Source organism: Pseudomonas sp. D4-21 (genome assembly GCF_051132125.1).
Classification (GTDB): Bacteria; Pseudomonadota; Gammaproteobacteria; order Pseudomonadales; family Pseudomonadaceae; genus Aquipseudomonas.
Genome location: NZ_CP071664.1, coordinates 801854 through 825148 on the forward strand (window position 1 = coordinate 801854; position 23295 = coordinate 825148).

10 protein-coding genes, 2 tRNA genes and 3 rRNA genes are annotated in these 23295 nt (G+C 57.5%); 10 read left to right on the forward strand and 5 right to left on the reverse strand.

Features of this window, described 5'->3' with window-relative positions; genetic code table 11:
* Positions 1 to 44 precede the first annotated feature (44 nt).
* From J3Q04_RS03500 to J3Q04_RS03520, 5 genes are all read right to left on the reverse strand, one after another.
* Positions 45 to 1403: an 8-oxoguanine deaminase gene (locus tag J3Q04_RS03500; protein WP_434607929.1), complete on the reverse strand. Its 1359-nt coding sequence runs from the start codon at positions 1401 to 1403 to the stop codon at positions 45 to 47.
* 149 nt (positions 1404 to 1552) lie between these two features.
* Entirely contained in the window at positions 1553 to 2239 is a 687-nt protein-coding gene (locus tag J3Q04_RS03505; protein ID WP_420766307.1) for an SDR family oxidoreductase, read from the reverse strand.
* Between the two features lie 423 nt (positions 2240 to 2662).
* Positions 2663 to 3256, reverse strand: coding sequence for an IMPACT family protein (locus tag J3Q04_RS03510; RefSeq protein WP_420766308.1), 594 nt, complete (start codon positions 3254 to 3256; stop codon positions 2663 to 2665).
* Between the two features lie 6 nt (positions 3257 to 3262).
* A complete protein-coding gene (locus J3Q04_RS03515) occupies positions 3263 to 3925 on the reverse strand; it encodes a TetR/AcrR family transcriptional regulator (protein WP_420766309.1) in 663 nt (220 codons plus the stop codon).
* 104 nt (positions 3926 to 4029) lie between these two features.
* Positions 4030 to 4950: a LysR family transcriptional regulator gene (locus J3Q04_RS03520; protein ID WP_434560819.1), complete on the reverse strand. Its 921-nt coding sequence runs from the start codon at positions 4948 to 4950 to the stop codon at positions 4030 to 4032.
* 122 nt (positions 4951 to 5072) lie between these two features.
* Between J3Q04_RS03520 and J3Q04_RS03525 the strand changes: the two genes are divergently transcribed.
* The 10 genes from J3Q04_RS03525 (at position 5073) to recD (ending at position 23188) form a co-directional block, all read left to right on the forward strand.
* The gene (locus tag J3Q04_RS03525) at positions 5073 to 6422 is read left to right on the forward strand and encodes an aspartate aminotransferase family protein (RefSeq protein WP_434607926.1); all 1350 of its coding nucleotides are present in this window, start codon (positions 5073 to 5075) and stop codon (positions 6420 to 6422) included.
* Positions 6423 to 6484: 62 nt separating this feature from the next.
* Positions 6485 to 7978 (forward strand): CoA-acylating methylmalonate-semialdehyde dehydrogenase, encoded by a 1494-nt coding sequence (locus J3Q04_RS03530; protein WP_434607924.1) that lies wholly within the window; start codon positions 6485 to 6487, stop codon positions 7976 to 7978.
* A gap of 636 nt (positions 7979 to 8614) precedes the next feature.
* A 16S ribosomal RNA gene (locus tag J3Q04_RS03535) occupies positions 8615 to 10153 on the forward strand.
* A gap of 65 nt (positions 10154 to 10218) precedes the next feature.
* Positions 10219 to 10295, forward strand: a tRNA-Ile gene (locus J3Q04_RS03540).
* A 27-nt stretch (positions 10296 to 10322) separates the two neighbouring features.
* Positions 10323 to 10398, forward strand: a tRNA-Ala gene (locus J3Q04_RS03545).
* A gap of 250 nt (positions 10399 to 10648) precedes the next feature.
* A 23S ribosomal RNA gene (locus tag J3Q04_RS03550) occupies positions 10649 to 13540 on the forward strand.
* Positions 13541 to 13694: 154 nt separating this feature from the next.
* Positions 13695 to 13810: ribosomal RNA gene (rrf, locus tag J3Q04_RS03555) — 5S ribosomal RNA — on the forward strand.
* The 16S, 23S and 5S rRNA genes sit together here with 2 tRNA genes alongside, the layout of an rRNA operon.
* A gap of 155 nt (positions 13811 to 13965) precedes the next feature.
* A complete protein-coding gene (gene recC, locus J3Q04_RS03560; protein WP_434607922.1) occupies positions 13966 to 17418 on the forward strand; it encodes an exodeoxyribonuclease V subunit gamma in 3453 nt (1150 codons plus the stop codon).
* The gene (recB, locus tag J3Q04_RS03565) at positions 17415 to 21104 is read left to right on the forward strand and encodes an exodeoxyribonuclease V subunit beta (protein WP_434607920.1); all 3690 of its coding nucleotides are present in this window, start codon (positions 17415 to 17417) and stop codon (positions 21102 to 21104) included. The genes recC and recB overlap by 4 nt, the downstream gene beginning before the upstream one ends.
* Positions 21101 to 23188, forward strand: coding sequence for an exodeoxyribonuclease V subunit alpha (recD, locus tag J3Q04_RS03570; protein ID WP_434607918.1), 2088 nt, complete (start codon positions 21101 to 21103; stop codon positions 23186 to 23188). The genes recB and recD overlap by 4 nt, the downstream gene beginning before the upstream one ends.
* Positions 23189 to 23295 lie beyond the last annotated feature (107 nt).

Consider the following 23295-nt stretch of genomic DNA (forward strand, 5'->3'; position numbering starts at 1 on the left):
GTGGGAGCGAGCAGACTCGCTCCCACATTCGTCCTTTGATTGGGTCACGATGCAGCAATCAGCTCCCGCGCGGCCTGGCTGTGATCGGCAATCAACCCTTTCAGGTCGAGGCCTTCGATCTGTCCGTCGATCACACGCCACTCGCCTGCAACCATAACTCGATCCGCCCGATCGGCACCGCACAGCAGCAGTGCCGAGATCGGGTCGTGGCTGCCGGAAAAGCGCAACTCATCAAGTTTGAATAGCGCCAGGTCAGCCTGCTTGCCCACCGCCAATTCACCGATGTCGCTGCGCCCCAGCAATTGCGCCGAACCCCGGGTCGCCCAGCCCAGTACTCGTTCCGGTGTGATCGCTTGTGCGCCGTAGCGCAGGCGCTGGATATAGAGCGCTTGGCGGGCTTCCAGGATCATGTTCGAGGCATCGTTGGAGGCTGAGCCGTCAACCCCCAGGCCCAGCGGGGCGCCGGCGGCAGTGAGTTCTAGCGTCGGACAGATCCCCGAGGCCAGGCGCATGTTCGAGCTGGGGCAATGACAGATACCGGTGCCGGCGGCGCCGAGACGGACGATTTCGTCCGGATTGAAATGAATGCCATGGGCCAGCCAGGTGCGCGGGCCCAGCCAGCCGACGCTGTCCAGGTAATCGACGGTGCGCAGGCCGAAGCGTTGCAGGCAGAAATCTTCTTCGTCGAGGGTTTCGGCCAGGTGCGTGTGCAGGCGTACGTCGAGTTTTTCCGCCAGTTCGGCGCTGGCGCTCATGATCTCGGGCGTGACTGAAAACGGCGAGCACGGCGCCAAGGCAATCTGGATCTGCGCGCCATCGCCTCGTTGGTGATAGCGGGCAATCAATCGCTGGCTGTCGTCGAGAATCACCTGGCCCTGCTGGACGGTCTGTTGCGGCGGCAAGCCACCGTCGGCTTCGCCCAGGCTCATGGAGCCGCGAGTCAGCATTGCGCGCATGCCCAGCTCGCGAACGCTTTGAACCTGCACATCGATCGCATTTTCCAGGCCTTGCGGGAACAGATAATGATGATCGGCCGCCGTCGTGCAGCCTGACAGCAGCAGTTCAGCCAGCGCCACCTTGCTTGCCAGCGCGAGTTTTTCCGGCGTCAGTCGTGCCCATACGGGATAGAGGGTTTTCAACCAAGGGAATAGCGGCTGGTTGACCACCGGTGCCCAGGCGCGGGTGAGGGTCTGATAGAAGTGGTGATGAGTGTTGATCAGCCCAGGCAGGATTACATGATCGCGGGCGTCAAAGACTAGGTCGCAGGGCTGGCCGGGTTGCTGGCCGAGGCCCAGCAGTTCGACGATCGCACCGTCCTGCAGGACGAGACCGCCACGGGCATCGAGGCCGTTGGCCGTGAAGACGGCGAGGGGATTTTTTAACCAGGTACGGGTCGCAGGCATGATGGCCGGCTCCTCTGAAAGTGGGTTCAGGTTAGCCAGCTCAGTGATGCCCTGTCTGCTGATCCAGGGGCGCCATGGGAGGGCGCGGGTCGGAGTTTACTCAGGTTGTTCGGCACATATCCAGTCCCCGGCGACGTAATGGGTGGCGTTTACCAGGGAATCGTCTCGCCCCTATAATTGACGAAGTGATGCCCGCCCTTGCCGGTGAAGGCATTGACCTGGTCGATCAGCCCACGGGTACTGGTCGGGACGTCTATCTCGGCACCTTCACCGCCCATGTCGGTCTTCACCCAGCCCGGATGCAGGGACAGTACGGTCAGCGACTGCTCGCCCAATTGACTGACGAAACTGTTGGTCATTGAGTTGAGGGCGGCTTTGCTTGCCTTGTACAACGCCAGTTCCGGCGCGTCGGGCATGGTCACGCTGCCCAGTACGGAGCTCATGAAAGCCAGCACGCCGCTACGTTCGCGAATCTGCCCGACGAAGCGCTGGGCCAGATTGATCGGTGCCACTGCGTTGGTGAAGAACAATTGGCCCACCTCCGCCAGCGTTGCGCCGCCAGGGTTCTGATTGGCCGGGCCCTTTACGCCGGCGTTGACGAACAGCAGGTCGAAGATTTCGCCCTTGAGTTGCTGGCTCAAGGCGATGACGGCTTGCTGGTCGTCCATGTCGAGCCTTTCGATTCGCACCGGACCCAGCGCTTTCAAGGCGTCCGCGTGCTGCGGGTTGCGCACGGTAGCAGTGACGTTCCAGCCGTCGCTGAGCAACGTCTTTACCAAACCCAGGCCCAAGCCCCTGGAAGCACCGATGATCAATGCATTTTTCGCCGAATTCATGAAGGCATCCTTGAAAGAAAAGGCCATGGATTTAATGGACAACATTGCCCGAGCCGTTGTTTCAACTCGTGACGCAACGCGTCGGGTTTGTATCACCGTATCGATTGATTAAAAATTGATCAAGCGGCTGCGGTCCATGCCGTTACTGAGGCTGCTGGACCCATGAACGGGTTATCCACAGCTTGTTCCACAGTAATTGTGCGCAAGCTCCAAGGTCGGGAATAAGCCCCGGGCGGCTTTCTTCTAAAGGTGATAAAGCGCCGCAAGTGATTGTTTTGCTGACGGATCTCTGAAGTCTGGATGCCCCTGTACGAAAAATGTACAAATCCCCGAAAGCCGCATGACAGAAGGGTTACAGCGTGGTACGCCCAGGTTATCCACAAGCGGGTGCACAGCGCGTGTGGGCAAATCCGCGTTTTGCCGTCACACGGCGGTCTCACGCTCCAGGCGTATGTGCCCGCGACTCAGGTCGGCCAGCCGTGCCTGCAGCGTTTCGATGTGTTCTTCGCCCACCGCCAATTGAAGCTCTACACCATCGGCGGTGAAATGCTCGGCGTTCACCAACCCCCCGCATTCGGTTGTGCGCAGTTTCACCAGGGCCAGTTCCGCGAACCCGCAAACGCAGCGCAGCCCCACGCGGCTGATCAATTCAATCTTCTCGGCGTTTTGCAGGCATTTGTTTGCACCGCCGCCGTACGCCCGCGCCAACCCACCGGTCCCCAGCTGGATTCCGCCGTACCAGCGGATCACCAGCACCACCACCTGATCGCAGGCTTGGGCCTGGATGGCTGCCAGGATCGGACGTCCGGCGGTACCGCCTGGTTCGCCATCGTCGCTGCTGCGGTACTGGTTGCCGAATTTCCAGGCCCAACAATTGTGCGTGGCGGCCAGGTCGCTGTGCTGTTCGATAAAGGCCTGGGCCTCGGCAGGGCTGTTGATGGCGGCGGCAAGGGTAATGAAACGGCTTTTGCGGATTTCTTCACGGTACTCACAAAAGCCGGCGAGGGTATAAGGCATGTAGTCCTAGGATCTGTATGAGAGGTCAGGTGTCAGGCCGCAGCCTTTTAGAATGATACGGATCAAGTTGTCGCCAGCGTCGATCATGTCTTGCTTGGTCAGCTTGCTGCGACCGGTCACGCGGCAGATCTGGGTAGCAAAGTCGGCATAATGCTGGGTGCTGCCCCATAGCAGGAAGATGAGATGCACCGGATCGACCGGGTCCATTTTTCCTGCATCGATCCAAGCCTGGAAAACAGCCGCTCGGCCCTTGAACCAGGCCTGATAGTCCTGGTTGAAATATTCGCTCAGGCACTCGCCGCCGCTGATCACTTCCATGGCGAAGATCCGCGATGCCTGAGGTTGGCGCCGCGAGAACTCCATCTTGGCGCGAATGTAGCGGGTCAATGCCTGCGCCGGATCGTCTTCGGCCGTCAGGGAATTGAACGTGCTGTCCCATAACTCGATGATGTTGCTCAATACCGCCACGTAGAGCCCGAGCTTATTGGTGAAATAGTAGTGCAGGTTGGCCTTGGGCAATCCAGCCTTCAAGGCAATCGTATTCATGCTGGTGCCCTTGAAACCGTGACGGGCGAACTCATCCTCGGCGGCCCTGAGGATGGTCTCTTCGTTCTGTTGACGAATGCGGCCGGTAGGCTTGCCGCCATGGGCGGGAACTTCAAAAGTCATGGACGTTTCCGGGCTGGGTCTGTGGGTGCGGGCAAATGCGTTCATAGCGCACCGGCGCGGATCAGACAAGTGCTGCGGCTATAAAAGCGGCACGTTGAAGAAATTCAGCGTGTTGCCGCGAGATTTTCGAGGAAGCTTTCCAGCACCAAATGAGGGCGACGTCCCTTGCGCGTGACTGATGCCAGGCTCAGGTCGTAGAAACGCGCGAAGGGTTTGAGCGCGCGTAGGCGACCTTGTTGTACCCAGAGATTGGCGTAGTGATCTGGTAGATAACCGATATAACGACCCGTGAGAATCAGAAACGCCATGCCTTCGCGGTCCGATGCGCTGGCCGTGCAGTTCAGTGCCTGGTAATGGGCCTGGATGTCGGCCGGCAAGCGAAAGGTTGGCGCGATGGCGTCTTGGGTATTGAGGCGAGCGTCTTCGAGTTGCTGGTCGTCCACGTAAAACAGTGGATGACCGACCGCGCAATACAGCAGCGAGCGTTCGCTGTAGAGCGGTTGGTATTCAAGACCTGAAAGGGCGCTGGCCTGGGGGACCACGCCGACGTGAAGGCGACCGTCGAGTACGCCTTGCTCGACTTCGTTGGGTGCGATCATGCGAATCTGGATTTGCACGTCTGGCCCGCGTTCTTTCAACTGGGCCAAGGCGTGGGTGATACGCATATGCGGCAGGGTGACAAGGTTGTCCGTCAGGCCAATGATCAATTCGCCGCGTAAATGTTGATGGAGGCCGTTGACCTCGGTACGGAAACTTTCCAGCGCACTTAATAGTTGCAGCGCCGACTGATAGACCTCGCGGCCTTCTTCAGTCAGGGAAAAGCCCGCGCGGCCACGCTGGCACAAGCGCAGCCCTAGGCGTTGTTCAAGATCATTCATCTGCTGGCTGATAGCCGAGCGGCCGATCCCGAGGACCGTTTCGGCGGCAGAAAAACCACCGCATTCCACCACGCTGCGGAAAATGCGCAGCAAGCGGATATCGAAGTCGCTGACCTGGGCCAGCGGATCGGAACGACGCATGCTCATAGTTTAGTAATCCGCTGACTGAAGGTTAGAAAAGCTGGGTTTCACCGACTTTATCGCCGTGGCAACGTAGTCGCAACAACGCTCCTGATTTCATACCGTTTATGTCTTGCGAGGTTTTGTCGATGAACATGCCCGAACACGCTGTCGGTTCCCTGGCCAGCCAGCTCAAGCTGGACGCTCATTGGATGCCTTATACGGCCAATCGCAATTTCCAACGCGACCCTCGCCTGATCGTCGCTGCCGAAGGTAGCTGGCTGACCGATGACAAGGGACGCAAGGTCTACGATTCGCTGTCGGGATTGTGGACATGCGGCGCCGGGCACACCCGCAAGGAGATCCAGGAAGCGGTCGCCAAGCAACTGGGCACGCTCGATTACTCGCCGGGATTCCAGTATGGACATCCGTTGTCGTTCCAATTGGCGGAAAAGATCACCAACCTGACCCCGGGCAACCTCAACCATGTGTTCTTCACCGATTCAGGTTCCGAGTGCGCCGATACCGCAGTGAAGATGGTTCGCGCTTATTGGCGCCTCAAGGGGCAGGCCACCAAGACCAAGATGATCGGTCGTGCCCGCGGTTATCACGGTGTGAATATTGCCGGCACCAGCCTGGGCGGGGTCAGCGGCAACCGCAAATTGTTCGGCCAAGCCATGATGGATGTTGATCATTTGCCCCATACCTTGCTGGCCAGTAACGCCTATTCCCGCGGCATGCCCAAGGAGGGCGGGATCGCCTTGGCCGATGAGCTGTTGAAGTTGATCGAGCTGCACGACGCTTCCAATATCGCCGCCGTGTTTGTCGAGCCGATGGCTGGGTCCGCCGGTGTGCTGGTGCCGCCAGAGGGATACCTGAAGCGTCTGCGGAAAATCTGCGACCAGCACAACATTTTGCTGGTGTTTGACGAAGTGATCACCGGGTTCGGTCGTACCGGCGCGATGTTTGGTGCCGACAGCTTTGGCGTGACGCCGGACGTGATGTGCATCGCCAAGCAAGTCACCAACGGTGCAATTCCGATGGGGGCGGTCATTGCTAGCAGCGAAATCTACCAGACGTTCATGAGCCAGCCGACGCCTGAATATGCCGTGGAATTCCCCCATGGCTATACGTACTCGGCGCACCCAGTGGCGTGCGCGGCGGGACTGGCGGCGTTGGACCTGCTGCAAAAAGAGAATCTGGTGCAGGGTGTGGCCGAGGTGGCGCCGCATTTCGAGACCGCATTGCATGGCTTGAAAGGCTCGAAAAACGTTATCGATATTCGCAACTTTGGCTTGGCCGGGGCGATCCAGATCGCCCCCCGTGACGGTGACGCTATCGTGCGTCCTTTCGAGGCGGGAATGGCACTGTGGAAGGCTGGGTTCTATGTGCGCTTTGGCGGCGATACCTTGCAGTTCGGGCCGACGTTCAACAGCAAGCCGCAGGACCTGGATCGCCTGTTCGACGCAGTTGGTGAAGTGCTGAACAAGATCGACTGATTTCTTCTATATAGAGAGACGCTCGTTAATGGGCGTCTGGTGATCAATTTCCTGGAGTCCCCATGAGCCTCATCCCGCATTTGATCAATGGCGAACTGTTGAGCGATAACGCCCGTACAGCCGATGTGTTCAACCCGTCCACCGGCCAGGCAATCCATCAAGTACCGCTGGCGGATCGCGCAACTGTCCAGCAGGCGATCGATGGCGCCAAGGCCGCTTTCCCGGCCTGGCGCAACACGCCGGCGGCGAAGCGCGCCCAAGTAATGTTCCGTTTCAAGCAACTGCTGGAGCAGAACGAGTCGCGCATCGCCCAGTTGATCAGCGAAGAACACGGCAAGACCCTGGAAGACGCGGCGGGGGAACTCAAGCGGGGTATCGAAAACGTTGAGTTTGCCTGTGCGGCGCCGGAAATCCTGAAGGGCGAATACAGTCGCAATGTAGGGCCGAATATCGATGCTTGGTCAGATTTCCAGCCTTTAGGTGTCGTGGCGGGTATCACGCCGTTCAATTTCCCGGCAATGGTGCCACTGTGGATGTACCCGCTGGCTATCGTCTGTGGGAATTGTTTCATTCTCAAGCCGTCGGAGCGCGATCCGAGTTCGACACTGCTGATCGCCCAGCTTTTGCTAAAAGCCGGTTTGCCCAAAGGTGTATTGAGCGTAGTCCATGGCGACAAGGCGGCGGTGGATGCTTTGATCGAGGCGCCGGAGGTAAAAGCGCTGAGTTTTGTCGGGTCGACACCGATCGCTGAATACATCTATGCCGAAGGTACTCGTCGAGGTAAGCGCGTCCAGGCGCTGGGTGGTGCGAAGAACCATGCGGTGCTGATGCCGGATGCAGATCTGGACAACGCAGTCAGCGCCTTGATGGGCGCGGCGTACGGTTCGTGCGGTGAGCGCTGCATGGCGATTTCGGTGGCGGTATGTGTCGGCGATCAAGTAGCGGATGCCCTGGTGGCCAAGTTGGTGCCGCAGGTCAAGGCACTGAAGATCGGTGCGGGGACTTCTTGCGGATTGGACATGGGGCCGCTTGTTACCGGGCAGCACCGCGACAAGGTCAGTGGGTATATAGAGGAGGGCGTGTCGGCGGGGGCATCATTGATTGTCGATGGTCGTGGCTTGAGCGTTGCGGGGCACGAGGAAGGCTTTTTCCTGGGCGGTTGCCTGTTTGACCGCGTGACGCCTGAGATGCGCATCTACAAGGAAGAAATCTTCGGGCCGGTGCTGTGTATCGTCCGGGTCAATAGCTTGGAAGAGGCGATGCAACTGATCAACGATCACGAATATGGCAACGGCACCTGCATCTTTACCCGTGACGGCGAAGCGGCGCGGTTGTTTTGCGATGAGATTGAAGTCGGCATGGTTGGCGTCAATGTTCCATTGCCAGTGCCTGTCGCCTATCACAGCTTCGGTGGTTGGAAGCGTTCACTTTTTGGTGACTTGCATGCCTATGGTCCGGACGGGGTGCGTTTTTATACCCGTCGCAAGGCCATTACCCAACGCTGGCCGCAGCGTGCCAGCCATGAGGCTTCGCAGTTTGCATTTCCCAGTTTGTAACATGTAAGTGAAGAGGCCGGCGCCCCTGGGCGTCGGCCTCTGTATTTCCGGGGTTTCTGACTGATATGACAGAATTATGAAAATAAAGGGTTGACGGCAAATTCTGGATGTCTATAATTCGCCCCACTTCCGGCGCAGTCGAAACGGAAAACTCCTTGAGTTTCAATGAGTTAACCAAGTTTCGGTAAGTGCTTCGCTTCAGTTCATCGAAGCACGGGAGGAGTGGGTAGGCCGGTTTGTTGGGCGCTATCGACGGTTCGATCCTCTCGGTCGAAAGCGGTAAAAAAGAGGTATTGACAGCAGCGAGTAACGCTGTAGAATTCGCCTCCCGCTAACGAGAGATCGAAAGCGCAAGTGGTTGAAGTTGTTAAGGATTTCCAAGCGAAACTTTGAAAACTTCTTAAAATAACCGCTTGACAGATACACGGGGCGCTGTAGAATGCGCGCCTCGGTTGAGACGAAAGGCTCAACCCACCGCTCTTTAACAACTGAATCAAGCAATTCGTGTGGGTGCTTGTGGAGTCAGACTGTTAGTCAACAGATTATCAGCATCACAAGTTACTCCGCGAGAAATCAAAGATGTAACCAACGATTGCTGAGCCAAGTTTAGGGTTTTCTCAAAACCCAAAGATGTTTGAACTGAAGAGTTTGATCATGGCTCAGATTGAACGCTGGCGGCAGGCCTAACACATGCAAGTCGAGCGGCAGCACGGGTACTTGTACCTGGTGGCGAGCGGCGGACGGGTGAGTAATGCCTAGGAATCTGCCTGGTAGTGGGGGATAACGCTCGGAAACGGACGCTAATACCGCATACGTCCTACGGGAGAAAGCAGGGGACCTTCGGGCCTTGCGCTATCAGATGAGCCTAGGTCGGATTAGCTAGTTGGTGAGGTAATGGCTCACCAAGGCGACGATCCGTAACTGGTCTGAGAGGATGATCAGTCACACTGGAACTGAGACACGGTCCAGACTCCTACGGGAGGCAGCAGTGGGGAATATTGGACAATGGGCGAAAGCCTGATCCAGCCATGCCGCGTGTGTGAAGAAGGTCTTCGGATTGTAAAGCACTTTAAGTTGGGAGGAAGGGCATTAACCTAATACGTTAGTGTTTTGACGTTACCGACAGAATAAGCACCGGCTAACTCTGTGCCAGCAGCCGCGGTAATACAGAGGGTGCAAGCGTTAATCGGAATTACTGGGCGTAAAGCGCGCGTAGGTGGTTCGTTAAGTTGGATGTGAAATCCCCGGGCTCAACCTGGGAACTGCATTCAAAACTGTCGAGCTAGAGTATGGTAGAGGGTGGTGGAATTTCCTGTGTAGCGGTGAAATGCGTAGATATAGGAAGGAACACCAGTGGCGAAGGCGACCACCTGGACTGATACTGACACTGAGGTGCGAAAGCGTGGGGAGCAAACAGGATTAGATACCCTGGTAGTCCACGCCGTAAACGATGTCAACTAGCCGTTGGGAGCCTTGAGCTCTTAGTGGCGCAGCTAACGCATTAAGTTGACCGCCTGGGGAGTACGGCCGCAAGGTTAAAACTCAAATGAATTGACGGGGGCCCGCACAAGCGGTGGAGCATGTGGTTTAATTCGAAGCAACGCGAAGAACCTTACCAGGCCTTGACATCCAATGAACTTTCCAGAGATGGATTGGTGCCTTCGGGAACATTGAGACAGGTGCTGCATGGCTGTCGTCAGCTCGTGTCGTGAGATGTTGGGTTAAGTCCCGTAACGAGCGCAACCCTTGTCCTTAGTTACCAGCACGTTATGGTGGGCACTCTAAGGAGACTGCCGGTGACAAACCGGAGGAAGGTGGGGATGACGTCAAGTCATCATGGCCCTTACGGCCTGGGCTACACACGTGCTACAATGGTCGGTACAGAGGGTTGCCAAGCCGCGAGGTGGAGCTAATCCCACAAAACCGATCGTAGTCCGGATCGCAGTCTGCAACTCGACTGCGTGAAGTCGGAATCGCTAGTAATCGCGAATCAGAATGTCGCGGTGAATACGTTCCCGGGCCTTGTACACACCGCCCGTCACACCATGGGAGTGGGTTGCACCAGAAGTAGCTAGTCTAACCTTCGGGAGGACGGTTACCACGGTGTGATTCATGACTGGGGTGAAGTCGTAACAAGGTAGCCGTAGGGGAACCTGCGGCTGGATCACCTCCTTAATCGACGACAGCAGCGGCTCCATGAGCTCCCACACGAATTGCTTGATTCATTGAAGAAGACGATTGGGTCTGTAGCTCAGTTGGTTAGAGCGCACCCCTGATAAGGGTGAGGTCGGCAGTTCGAATCTGCCCAGACCCACCAATTTCATGGTGTACCCTGTAGCGATACGGGGCCATAGCTCAGCTGGGAGAGCGCCTGCCTTGCACGCAGGAGGTCAGCGGTTCGATCCCGCTTGGCTCCACCATTACAGATTGGTTCCAACGTTTAAAGCTTAGAAATGAGCATTCCATCCGCGGGATGATGAATGTTGATTTCTAGTCTTTTGATTAGATCGTTCTTTAAAAATTTGGGTATGTGATAGAAAGATAGACTGAACGTTACTTTCACTGGTAACGGATCAGGCTAAGGTAAAATTTGTGAGTGGCTCTTAGAGCCAGATCGAATTTTCGGCGAATGTCGTCTTCACAGTATAACCAGATTGCTTGGGGTTATATGGTCAAGTGAAGAAGCGCATACGGTGGATGCCTTGGCAGTCAGAGGCGATGAAAGACGTGGTAGCCTGCGAAAAGCTTCGGGGAGTCGGCAAACAGACTGTGATCCGGAGATGTCTGAATGGGGGAACCCAGCCATCATAAGATGGTTATCTTGTACTGAATACATAGGTGCAAGAAGCGAACCAGGGGAACTGAAACATCTAAGTACCCTGAGGAAAAGAAATCAACCGAGATTCCCTTAGTAGTGGCGAGCGAACGGGGACTAGCCCTTAAGCTTCTTTGATTTTAGCGGAACGCTCTGGAAAGTGCGGCCATAGTGGGTGATAGCCCTGTACGCGAAAGGATCTTAGAAGTGAAATCGAGTAGGACGGAGCACGAGAAACTTTGTCTGAATATGGGGGGACCATCCTCCAAGGCTAAATACTACTGACTGACCGATAGTGAACTAGTACCGTGAGGGAAAGGCGAAAAGAACCCCGGAGAGGGGAGTGAAATAGATCCTGAAACCGTATGCGTACAAGCAGTGGGAGCCCACTTTGTTGGGTGACTGCGTACCTTTTGTATAATGGGTCAGCGACTTATTTTCAGTGGCGAGCTTAACCGAATAGGGGAGGCGTAGCGAAAGCGAGTCTTAATAGGGCGTCTAGTCGCTGGGAATAGACCCGAAACCGGGCGATCTATCCATGGGCAGGTTGAAGGTTAGGTAACACTGACTGGAGGACCGAACCGACTACCGTTGAAAAGTTAGCGGATGACCTGTGGATCGGAGTGAAAGGCTAATCAAGCTCGGAGATAGCTGGTTCTCCTCGAAAGCTATTTAGGTAGCGCCTCATGTATCACTGTAGGGGGTAGAGCACTGTTTCGGCTAGGGGGTCATCCCGACTTACCAAACCGATGCAAACTCCGAATACCTACAAGTGCCGAGCATGGGAGACACACGGCGGGTGCTAACGTCCGTCGTGAAAAGGGAAACAACCCAGACCGTCAGCTAAGGTCCCAAAGTTATGGTTAAGTGGGAAACGATGTGGGAAGGCTTAGACAGCTAGGAGGTTGGCTTAGAAGCAGCCACCCTTTAAAGAAAGCGTAATAGCTCACTAGTCGAGTCGGCCTGCGCGGAAGATGTAACGGGGCTCAAACCATACACCGAAGCTACGGGTATCACGTAAGTGATGCGGTAGAGGAGCGTTCTGTAAGCCTGTGAAGGTGGGTTGAGAAGCTTGCTGGAGGTATCAGAAGTGCGAATGCTGACATGAGTAACGACAATGGGTGTGAAAAACACCCACGCCGAAAGACCAAGGTTTCCTGCGCAACGTTAATCGACGCAGGGTTAGTCGGTCCCTAAGGCGAGGCTGAAAAGCGTAGTCGATGGAAAACAGGTTAATATTCCTGTACTTCTGGTTATTGCGATGGAGGGACGGAGAAGGCTAGGCCAGCTTGGCGTTGGTTGTCCAAGTTTAAGGTGGTAGGCTGAGATCTTAGGTAAATCCGGGATCTTAAGGCCGAGAGCTGATGACGAGTTACCCTTTGGGTGACGAAGTGGTTGATGCCATGCTTCCAAGAAAAGCTTCTAAGCTTCAGGTAACCAGGAACCGTACCCCAAACCGACACAGGTGGTTGGGTAGAGAATACCAAGGCGCTTGAGAGAACTCGGGTGAAGGAACTAGGCAAAATGGCACCGTAACTTCGGGAGAAGGTGCGCCGGTGAGGGTGAAGCACTTGCTGCGTAAGCCCACGCCGGTCGAAGATACCAGGCCGCTGCGACTGTTTATTAAAAACACAGCACTCTGCAAACACGAAAGTGGACGTATAGGGTGTGACGCCTGCCCGGTGCCGGAAGGTTAATTGATGGGGTTAGCTAACGCGAAGCTCTTGATCGAAGCCCCGGTAAACGGCGGCCGTAACTATAACGGTCCTAAGGTAGCGAAATTCCTTGTCGGGTAAGTTCCGACCTGCACGAATGGCGTAACGATGGCGGCGCTGTCTCCACCCGAGACTCAGTGAAATTGAAATCGCTGTGAAGATGCAGTGTATCCGCGGCTAGACGGAAAGACCCCGTGAACCTTTACTATAGCTTTGCACTGGACTTTGAATTTGCTTGTGTAGGATAGGTGGGAGGCTTTGAAGCGTGGACGCCAGTCTGCGTGGAGCCATCCTTGAAATACCACCCTGGCAACTTTGAGGTTCTAACTCAGGTCCGTTATCCGGATCGAGGACAGTGTATGGTGGGTAGTTTGACTGGGGCGGTCTCCTCCTAAAGAGTAACGGAGGAGTACGAAGGTGCGCTCAGACCGGTCGGAAATCGGTCGTAGAGTATAAAGGCAAAAGCGCGCTTGACTGCGAGACAGACACGTCGAGCAGGTACGAAAGTAGGTCTTAGTGATCCGGTGGTTCTGTATGGAAGGGCCATCGCTCAACGGATAAAAGGTACTCCGGGGATAACAGGCTGATACCGCCCAAGAGTTCATATCGACGGCGGTGTTTGGCACCTCGATGTCGGCTCATCACATCCTGGGGCTGAAGCCGGTCCCAAGGGTATGGCTGTTCGCCATTTAAAGTGGTACGCGAGCTGGGTTTAGAACGTCGTGAGACAGTTCGGTCCCTATCTGCCGTGGACGTTTGAGATTTGAGAGGGGCTGCTCCTAGTACGAGAGGACCGGAGTGGACGAACCTCTGGTGTTCCGGTTGTCACGCCAGTGGCATTGCCGGGTAGCTATGTTCGGAAAAGATAACCGCTGAAAGCATCTAAGCGGGAAACTTGCCTCAAGATGAGATCTCACTGGAGCCTTGAGCTCCCTGAAGGGCCGTCGAAGACTACGACGTTGATAGGCAGGGTGTGTAAGCGCTGTGAGGCGTTGAGCTAACCTGTACTAATTGCCCGTGAGGCTTGACCATATAACACCCAAGCAATTTGTAGACTCGAAAGAGGCCAGATTGCGGTGTTGTGAAGACGAAACGAACCGAAAGTTCGAGATACTCACAAGCAACACGCTATCACATACCCATTCGCTGGAACGTGACCGCAAGGCACGCGCTGGCTACCGAATTTCTTGACGACCATAGAGCATTGGAACCACCTGATCCCATCCCGAACTCAGCAGTGAAACGATGCATCGCCGATGGTAGTGTGGGGTTTCCCCATGTGAGAGTAGGTCATCGTCAAGATTAAATTCCGAAACCCCTATCTGCTGATGCAGGTAGGGGTTTTGTTTTGCCCGCAGGAAAGTTCTTACGATAAGCGCGGACAGCTCCCGGCTGCCACAGCCCACCGACAGTGCTAAGGTTCTGCCCTAGCTTTTGCACTTTTCAAGGATGCCTCTATGCCGGACGCGACGTCCCTCAGCCCTGCTTTCATGGTGGTTCATGGGAATCGCCTTGATGAGTTGCGCAGCCTGGTTATCAGCCTGATGCGACGCTATCCGCTAGGCCCGCTTGAAAATGAAATCGCCCTCGTTCAAAGCAACGGCATCGCCCAATGGCTGAAGTTGGCACTGGCTGAAGATCCTGAAGACGATGACAGTGGCGGCTGCGGAATTGCGGCTGCCATCGAGGTGCAGCTGCCCGGCAGTTTCATGTGGCAGCTCTATCGAATGGTGCTTGGCAGTGATGAAATTCCGGCTAAATCCTTACTGGATAAGGCGCCGCTCACATGGAGGCTGATGCGTCTCCTGCCGCAGCTAATTGAACAGCCTCATTTCGAACCGTTGCGACGTTTCCTGTCTGACGACACTGATTTACGTAAGCGCTACCAATTGTCCGAGCGTCTGGCTGATCTTTTCGACCAGTATCAGGTGTACCGAGCCGACTGGCTTGAAGATTGGGCGCAGGGACGGCACCAGACAAGGAGCGTGCGTGGTGAAACAAAGCCGCTCGCGCCGGCAAATTGCTGGCAAGCGGAGCTGTGGCGAGCGCTGCTGTTGGATGTGGGTGAAGAGGGCATGGCTCAAAGCCGTGCCGGCGTTCACCAGCGCTATCTTGAGCGCATCAATCACCTTGAAGCCGCTCCCGAAGGCCTACCGGCTCGCGTAATCGTGTTCGGTATTTCTTCACTGCCAGCCCAAGCGCTTGAGGCCCTGGCCGGTCTTTCACGGTTCAGCCAGGTTTTACTGTGTGTTCACAACCCCTGTCGTTACCATTGGGCGGACATCGTCGCCGACAAGGACCTGCTTCGTCACCAATACAAACGGCAGGCACGAAAAAGCGGCATGCCAAATGTCCTGGATTCGCAGACTTTGCATCAGCATGCACATCCGCTGTTGGCTGCCTGGGGAAAGCAAGGGCGCGACTACATCAACCTTCTCGACAGCTACGATGATCCAAACACCTATCGCTCGGTATTTCGCGAAGGGCGTATCGATCTGTTCAGCGACGGTAATCCCACGACCCTCCTTAGTCAGCTGCAGGACGATATCCTGGAATTGCGCCCCTTGGATGAAACCCGGCAACACTGGCCTTCAGTCGATACGCAACAAGACGAGTCGATCCGTTTCCATGTGGCCCACAGTGCCCAGCGTGAAGTTGAGATCCTTCATGATCAATTGCTTGCGCACTTCAGCAAGGATTCGTCCCTGCGTCCCCGGGATATCATCGTCATGGTCCCGGATATCGACAGTTATACGCCGCATATCCGCGCCGTGTTTGGCCAGCTTGATCGGGGTGACCCTCGTTTCATCCCCTTCACCCTGACAGATCAGGGCCAGCGTGGCCGTGACCCTTTGCTCATCGCCGTCGAGCATTTGCTCAGGCTCCCGGATAGTCGGTTTCCGGTCAGCGAGATTTTCGATCTGCTGGACGTGCCAGCGTTGCGCGAGCGGTTTGGCATCAATGAGGCCGACTTGCCGATACTGCACCGCTGGATTGAGGGAGCAGGCATTCGCTGGGGGATGAATGCCCGGCATCGCGCCAGTTTGGGTTTGCCCGCAGAGCTTGAGCAGAACAGCTGGCGTTTCGGCCTGCGTCGCATGTTGCTGGGGTATGCGGTTGGCGATTCAGAGGCTTACGAGGGCATCGAGCCCTATGACGAAATCGGTGGCCTCGATGCGGCTTTGATCGGTCCGCTGGTGGCTTTGCTGGATGCGCTGGAAGTCGCTCACCGGGAGCTGAGCCAGCCAACCTCTCCCAAGGAATGGGGGGCGCGTTTGCATAACTTGATGCAATTGTTCTTCCTGGCAAGCAACGAGCACGACGATTATCTGCTGGCCCAACTCGAGGACCTGCGTGAAACCTGGCTGGAAAGCTGCGATTCGGTCGGGCTGGAGGATGAGCTTCCTTTGACGGTTGTCAGGGAAGCCTGGCTGACCGGACTGGATCAGGGGAAGTTGTCCCAACGTTTCCTCGCCGGAGCGGTCAACTTTTGTACGTTGATGCCGATGCGAGCGATACCCTTCAAGCTGGTTTGTTTGCTGGGAATGAATGACGGCGACTATCCACGAGCTCAGCCACCGCTGGATTTCGACCTCATGGGCAGCGATTACCGCCCAGGCGATCGTTCCCGGCGTGAGGACGATCGGTACCTACTGTTGGAAGCGCTGCTTTCTGCCCGGGAAAAGCTCTACATCAGTTGGGTCGGTCGCAGTATTCGTGACAACAGCGATCGGCCGGCATCGGTCTTGATCGGCCAGTTGCGTGATCATCTTGCCAGTGGGTGGCGGTTGGCAAATGGTGATGAGGGTCTACTCGAGGCGTTGACTCAGGAGCATCCTTTGCAGCCGTTCAGCGCCCGGTACTTTTATCAGGGTGACGGGCTGTTCAGCTATGCCGGTGAATGGCGTTCGCTTCACGAGGCCCAAGAACACAGCGCGCTGCCTGCAATGTTGGAGCCCTATGCCCAGGAAGAGCCATTGGGGATCGCTCAGTTGCAGGATTTTCTGCGCAATCCTGTTCGTCATTTCTTCAGCCAGCGACTCAAGGTGTTCTTCGAGACTTTCGAAGCCCCCCTGGCCGATGACGAACCTTTCGTTCTTGATGCCCTGCAGCGCTACAGCTTGAGCGACAGCCTGCTCGAGGCCGCCCTTGTTCGCCTCGACCAATCGGACCTGGCGTTGGCGGCGCACGCCAAGCGGTTACAGAACAGTGGCCTGCTGCCCATGGCGGGTTTCGGTGAAAGCCTGCAGCGCGAGTTGATCGAGCCGTTGCCTGACCTGCTGCAGCGCTACCAGCAGCTCCTGTCTTCATGGCCCACTCCACTGACCAGCGCCGTCCCCGTCAGCCTTCGTATACACGATGTCAGCGTAGAAGGATGGCTTAGCGGCCTGCATCAGCGAGGCGATGGCTCGGTCCTCGCCATTACCGCTATCCCCAACAGCATCGGATCTACCAAGACCCGCAAATGGCATCGACTGATACGGGTCTGGGTCAACCATCTTGTAGCCTGCGCCAGTGGGCTTTCGATGACTACGGCGTTGGTCGCCAGTGATGACAGCTTGCTGCTCGCCCCTTTTGACGAAACCGTAGCGCGCCAGGTCCTTGGCGACCTGCTGCAAGCCTGGCGGGCTGGTATGCGCCAACCCTTGCCAATCGCGGTGAAGACCGCGTTCGCCTGGCTCGACCAAAGCGACCCGGAGAAAGCCCTGGCGGCGGCTCGCAAAGCCTACGAAGGTGACGGGCTGACGTTTGAGGGGGAGCGCCGGGAAAGCCCTGCCCTGGCACGGCAATACCCCGACTTCAATGCGCTGGTCGCTGACGAAACATTTCCCGACTGGTGTGATGCGGTTTATCGGCCGCTACTCGAAGCGCCTTGGCGCTCACTGGTGAGCGAGGACGTACATCCATGAGCCGGAAAACTCCCTGGGCCCTGGCCTTCCCGCTACGTGGCAGTCAATTGATCGAGGCCAGTGCCGGTACCGGGAAAACCTTTACCATTTCGGCGTTGTATTTGCGCCTGGTGTTAGGGCATGGCGACCCGCAGACGCGGTTTGACCGCGAGCTGCTTCCTCCGCAGATTCTGGTAGTGACCTTCACCGATGCCGCGACCAAGGAACTGCGGGAGCGTATCCGTACGCGCCTGGCGGAAGCGGCGCGTTTTTTTCGCGATGAGATTCCCGCCCCGGACTCGTTGATTGCCTCGTTGCGTGATGAGTTCGGGGAAGGGCAATGGGCAGCCTGCGCGAACCGGCTCGATATAGCCGCGCAATGGATGGACGAAGCGGCCGTTTCGACTATCCATAGCTGGTGTCAGCGAATGCTTCGCGAGCATGCCTTCGACAGTGGCAGCCTGTTTACGCAAACCCTGGAAACCGATCACAGCGAGTTGCTCGCAGAGGTGCTGCGCGACTACTGGCGCCTGTTCTGCTATTCGATGCAAGGTGAAGCGCTGCACTGGGTGCGGGCTCACTGGGGCGGGCCTGCCGCCCTGCTGCCCCGGGTAAGGGGTTTGTTTTCCAGTTCTCGAGGTGAGGCGCAGGGGATCGAGCCGGCCGAGCTGATCGTCGCATCCCTTCAGGAACGCAGCGCGGCATTGCTCGACCTCAAGGCTCCTTGGCGACAATGGGCCGTGGAGTTGTTGGAAATCTGCCAGCAGGGCGTTGCCAATAAAAGCGTCGACGGACGCAAGATGCAGGCTCGCTATTTCGAACCCTGGTTCCAGAAGATCACGGCCTGGGTCGAGGACGAAAGTCTCGAGCTGCTGGACATTGGCACCGGCTTCACACGGCTGACGCCCGAGGGCATGGCCGAGGCCTGGAAAGGCGATGTGCCCAGTCATCCCGGGCTGGATGCGATGTCGGGCCTCAAGGCCAGCCTGGACGCCCTGCCCACCCCGGACGCGGCGGTGTTGCAGCATGCCGCGCAATGGGTCGGGACACGCTTCGAAGCGGAGAAACGGCGCCGGGCTGAAATGGGTTTCGACGACATGCTGCTGCGCCTGGACGCGGCGTTGCAGGCTGAAGGCGGGGAGCGGCTGGCTAGCCTGATTCGCGAGCAGTTCCCAGTGGCGCTGATCGATGAATTCCAGGACACCGATCCGATCCAGTACCGAATCTTCGAAAGCATCTATCGCATTGAAGACAACAATCCGCAGAGCGGGCTGTTCCTGATCGGTGATCCGAAGCAGGCCATTTATGCGTTTCGCGGCGCCGATATCTATACCTACCTGCGCGCCAGGGAAGCCACCGCTGGCCGGTTGCATACGCTGGGGACAAACTTCCGCTCCAGCCATGCCATGGTCGGCGCGGTGAATCAGGTTTTCCAACATGCCGAGGCGCGTCAGCAGGGGCGAGGGGCTTTCCTGTTCCGCGAGCCATCGGGTGACAATCCCGTGCCGTTCCTGCCCGTCGAGTCCCAAGGGCGCAAAGAGAGCTTGCGGGTTTCGGGGCAGACTGTCGCTGCCCTGAATGTTTGGCACCTGGTCTCTGACCAGCCAGTTTCCGGAGCGGTGTATCGGCAGCAGATGGCCGCAGCCTGCGCCAGCGAAATCACTGCGCTGCTCAACGGCGGCCAGTCGGGGCGCGATGGCTTTTTCCATGATGGGGAAATGCTTCGTGGTCTTCTGCCGGCCGACATCGCCATTCTCGTGCGCGATGGCAAGGAAGCGCAGGCCGTGCGCGGCGAGTTGTCCGCACGAGGCGTGCGCAGTGTCTATCTATCAGACAAGGACTCGGTATTTGCTTCCCAGGAAGCAAGGGATTTGCTGACCTGGCTCAAGGCATGTGCCGAGCCGGATGTGGAGCGACTGCTGCGCACAGCCCTGGCCAGCACTACGTTGAACCTGCCGCTCACAGAGCTTGAGCGCCTGAACCAGGATGAGTTGGCGTGGGAAAGCCGTGTGATGCAATTCCGGGGCTATCGGATGGTCTGGCGCGCGCAAGGTGTGCTGCCGATGCTGAGGCGCTTGTTGCACGACTTCAAATTGCCTCAGTCCCTGATGGCACGTGATGACGGCGAGCGGGTGCTGACCAACCTGCTGCACCTTTGTGAGTTGTTGCAGCAGGCCGCCGTCGAGCTGGATGGCGAGCAAGCCATGATTCGTTACCTGGCCGAGCATCTGGCCATGACCGGGCAGGCGGGAGAAGAGCAGATCCTTCGCCTCGAAAGCGACGAGCAGTTGGTCAAGGTAGTGACGATCCATAAGTCCAAGGGACTCGAATACCCCCTGGTGTTCCTCCCGTTCATATGCTCGACGAAGCCGGTGGATGGCAGTCGACTTCCGCTGCATTACCACGATGAGCGCGGCCAGGCGCAGATCAGTCTCGCCCCGACCCCGGAATTGATCGCCAAGGCCGATGACGAGCGTCTGGCAGAGGATCTGCGTCTTTTGTACGTGGCACTTACCCGTGCCCAGCACGCCTGCTGGCTGGGTGTCGCCGATCTCAAGCGCGGCAGTAATAACCGCTCGATTCTACATTTGTCTGCCCTGGGCTATCTGTTGGGTGGTGGTGCGCCGTTGAACGAGTCGGTAGAGCTCAGACGTTGGTTGGAAGACCTGCGGCAAGGCAGCCAGGCGGTGAGCTGCCTGGATATGCCCCAGCCCAGCGACGAGCACTACCGACCCGCACGCAACGACGCGGTATTGCTTGAACCCTTGATTCCGTTGCGCAAAGCCAGTGAGAACTGGTGGATTGCTTCCTACAGTGCGTTGCGTTTCGGCGACAGCCTCAACGTGGGCGGTGACACCGCACCGGAAAATCCCCAAGCCCAGAAACTGTTCGATGATGAGCGACTCGATCCAGACGCCCCGCGGGAAGTTGCGGCTGCGGGCGGTGACATCCACCGTTTTCCCCGTGGGCCCAACCCCGGTACCTTCCTGCATGGGCTCCTGGAGTGGGCTGCCGGCGAAGGATTCCCGACGGCGCCAGCCATCATTGAGGATGCCATTGCCCGACGCTGCAACCGCCGGGGTTGGAATGGCTGGATCAAAACCCTTGGCGACTGGTTGTTGCACCTGATCAAAACGCCTCTGTGTATTGGCGGCGGCCAAGCGCCGGTGGTGCTGGAAGACTTGACCCGGTTCCAAGTGGAAATGGAATTCTGGTTCGCCAGCCACAAGGTCGATGTGCTCAAGCTCGATGATCTGGTTTGCCGATTCACCCATGACGGCGTGGCTCGTGTCGCTGCGGAACCGGTATTGCTCAATGGCATGTTCAAGGGTTTCATAGACCTGACCTTCGAGCACGACGGTCGATATTATGTGGCCGATTACAAGTCCAACTGGCTGGGATTGGACGACGCCGCCTACACCATGCAGGCCATGGAGCAATCGATCCTGGATAACCGCTACGACTTGCAATACGTGCTGTACCTGTTGGCCTTGCACCGCCAGCTCAAGGCGCGCTTGCCCCACTATGACTACGACAAGCATGTTGGCGGCGCGCTGTATATATTCCTTCGTGGCACACGCGCTGCCAGCCAGGGTGTCTACTTCACCAAGCCTGCGCGCGCCTTGATAGAGCAACTGGATCGCCTGTTCCAAGGAATGCCCGAGCCCAAGGCGGAGCCGGCTTGGGTGCAGGGAGAACTGTTATGAGTCGTTCTTTTGCGGACCTGCTTCCCAAGAATTCCGACGACGAGAGCCTGGTGGATTTGGCGCCCTTGAGCGACGTGGACGACCTGTTGCTGCTGCTGACTCGCTGGGTGGAGCGCGGTTGGCTGCGAGCCTTGGACAGGGCATTCGTAGCTTTCCTCCATGAACTGTGCCCAGAAGACGACCCGCTGGTGCTGCTTGCCGCGGCCCTTGCCAGCCATCAATTGGGGCACGGGCATGTCTGCCTGGATCTGTTCGAAACACTCAAGGAGCCGGATTTTGCGTTGTCCTTGCCACCGGAGGGAGACCTGCAGCCCGGCGTGATGCTATTGCCGTCGCAGGTTTTGCAGACACTCGATGGTGCCGACTGGTGCAAAGTACTGGCTTCCAGCCCGCTGGTCGCCCTGGCAGGCGACGAGCGTGAGCAGGCACGACAACGGCCGCTGGTACTCGCCGGTAAACGTCTTTATCTGCGTCGCTACTGGGGCTACGAGCGACGAATCGACGATGCGTTGCGTCAACGGCTGGCCGACCACGGAGCGGTGCCTGATGACTTGGATGAGCGCCTGGCCGGGCTGTTTGGTCCGGCCAGCGCGACGGGGCCGGTCGACTGGCAGAAACTGGCCTGCGCGCTCGCGACCCGAAGCGCGTTCAGTATCGTCACGGGCGGCCCCGGCACCGGCAAGACCACCACGGTCGTGCGTCTGCTCGCCTTGTTGCAGGCACCCGCTGTCGAAGCAGGTAAGCCGCTGCGCATTCGTCTGGCCGCGCCCACCGGCAAGGCGGCGGCGCGCCTGACCGAGTCCATCAGCCAACAGGTTCGCACGCTGGACGTCACCGATGCCGTGCGTGAACGCATTCCCTGCGAAGTCACCACGGTCCATCGCCTGCTGGGCAGTCGTCCCGGTACGCGTCATTTTCGTCATCATGCAGGCAATCGCCTGCCACTGGATGTGCTGGTCATCGATGAGGCTTCGATGATTGATCTGGAGATGATGGCCAATCTGTTGGATGCGCTGCCGTCCCATGCGCGTTTGGTATTGCTGGGGGACAAGGACCAGTTGGCTTCGGTCGAAGCCGGCGCGGTGCTTGGCGATTTGTGCCGCGATGCCGAAGAGGGTTGGTATAGCCCACAGACTCTGGCGTGGCTCGAATCCGTCAGCGGCGAAAACCTGATGACAAGTGACCTGAAGCAGGACCTCGAAGGTACTCACCCCCTCGCCCAGCAAGTGGTCATGCTCAGGCATTCCCGGCGTTTCGGCGAGGGCAGTGGGATTGGCCAGTTGGCCCGCCTGGTCAATGGACAACAGCCGGAGCAGGCGCGGAACCTATTGCGCAAGGGCCAATACCCCGATCTGTCCACGTTGGCGTTGAAAGGCGAACACGATACTGCGCTGGAACGTTTGCTGCTGGATGGCCAAGCCTCCGGGCCGCAGGGATATCGGCATTATCTGAGCGTCTTGCGGCAACGGCGTCCGGCGGCCTCCCGTCCGCTGGAAGACGATTGCTGGAATGATTGGGCTCGGGAGGTCTTGTCGGCGTTTGACGAATTCCAGTTGCTTTGCGCAGTGCGCAGAGGCCCGTGGGGTGTCGAAGGGTTGAACCAACGGATCACTGCCGCGCTGCTCAAGGCACGGCTGATCGACAATGACCAGCTTTGGTATGAGGGGCGTCCGGTATTGATGACGCGCAATGATTACGGGTTGGGATTGATGAATGGCGATATCGGCATTGCCCTCAGGTTGCCTGAGCGTGACGGACCGGATGCCGGAAAACAGGTGCTGCGGGTTGCATTTCCTCGTAACGACGGCCGAGGTGGCGTGCGTTTTGTGCTGCCCAGCCGATTGAACGATGTGGAAACCGTATACGCCATGACCGTGCATAAGTCCCAAGGCTCGGAGTTCACTCACACGGCGTTGATCCTTCCGGATGCCCTGAATCCTGTACTGACCAAGGAATTGGTGTACACCGCTATCACCCGGGCCAAACAATGGTTCAGTCTGATAGAGCCACGCGCGGGAATTTTCGAAGAGGCGGTGCAACGCAAGGTCAAGCGCTTGAGCGGCTTGATGTTGGAATGGGAGTAAGGTGACGCAATGATCGGTTTTGGTGTGCCAGTGCGTTGCTTGCGCTAATGCCTGTTTTTTGTCGGAGCTCTTTGTAGGACACTGTCTCGCTGGCTTTTTGACACTGT

What these genes read in the sequence shown, in the direction of transcription:
- J3Q04_RS03520 (WP_434560819.1), bottom strand. Translation starts at nt 4,950, where the DNA reads ATGAGCATGCGTCGTTCCGATCCGCTGGCCCAGGTCAGCGACTTCGAT.
- J3Q04_RS03525 (WP_434607926.1), top strand. Translation starts at nt 5,073, where the DNA reads ATGAACATGCCCGAACACGCTGTCGGTTCCCTGGCCAGCCAGCTCAAG.
- J3Q04_RS03505 (WP_420766307.1), bottom strand. Translation starts at nt 2,239, where the DNA reads ATGAATTCGGCGAAAAATGCATTGATCATCGGTGCTTCCAGGGGCTTG.
- recD (WP_434607918.1), top strand. Translation starts at nt 21,101, where the DNA reads ATGAGTCGTTCTTTTGCGGACCTGCTTCCCAAGAATTCCGACGACGAG.
- J3Q04_RS03500 (WP_434607929.1), bottom strand. Translation starts at nt 1,403, where the DNA reads ATGCCTGCGACCCGTACCTGGTTAAAAAATCCCCTCGCCGTCTTCACG.
- J3Q04_RS03515 (WP_420766309.1), bottom strand. Translation starts at nt 3,925, where the DNA reads ATGACTTTTGAAGTTCCCGCCCATGGCGGCAAGCCTACCGGCCGCATT.
- recC (WP_434607922.1), top strand. Translation starts at nt 13,966, where the DNA reads ATGCCGGACGCGACGTCCCTCAGCCCTGCTTTCATGGTGGTTCATGGG.
- J3Q04_RS03510 (WP_420766308.1), bottom strand. Translation starts at nt 3,256, where the DNA reads ATGCCTTATACCCTCGCCGGCTTTTGTGAGTACCGTGAAGAAATCCGC.
- recB (WP_434607920.1), top strand. Translation starts at nt 17,415, where the DNA reads ATGAGCCGGAAAACTCCCTGGGCCCTGGCCTTCCCGCTACGTGGCAGT.
- J3Q04_RS03530 (WP_434607924.1), top strand. Translation starts at nt 6,485, where the DNA reads ATGAGCCTCATCCCGCATTTGATCAATGGCGAACTGTTGAGCGATAAC.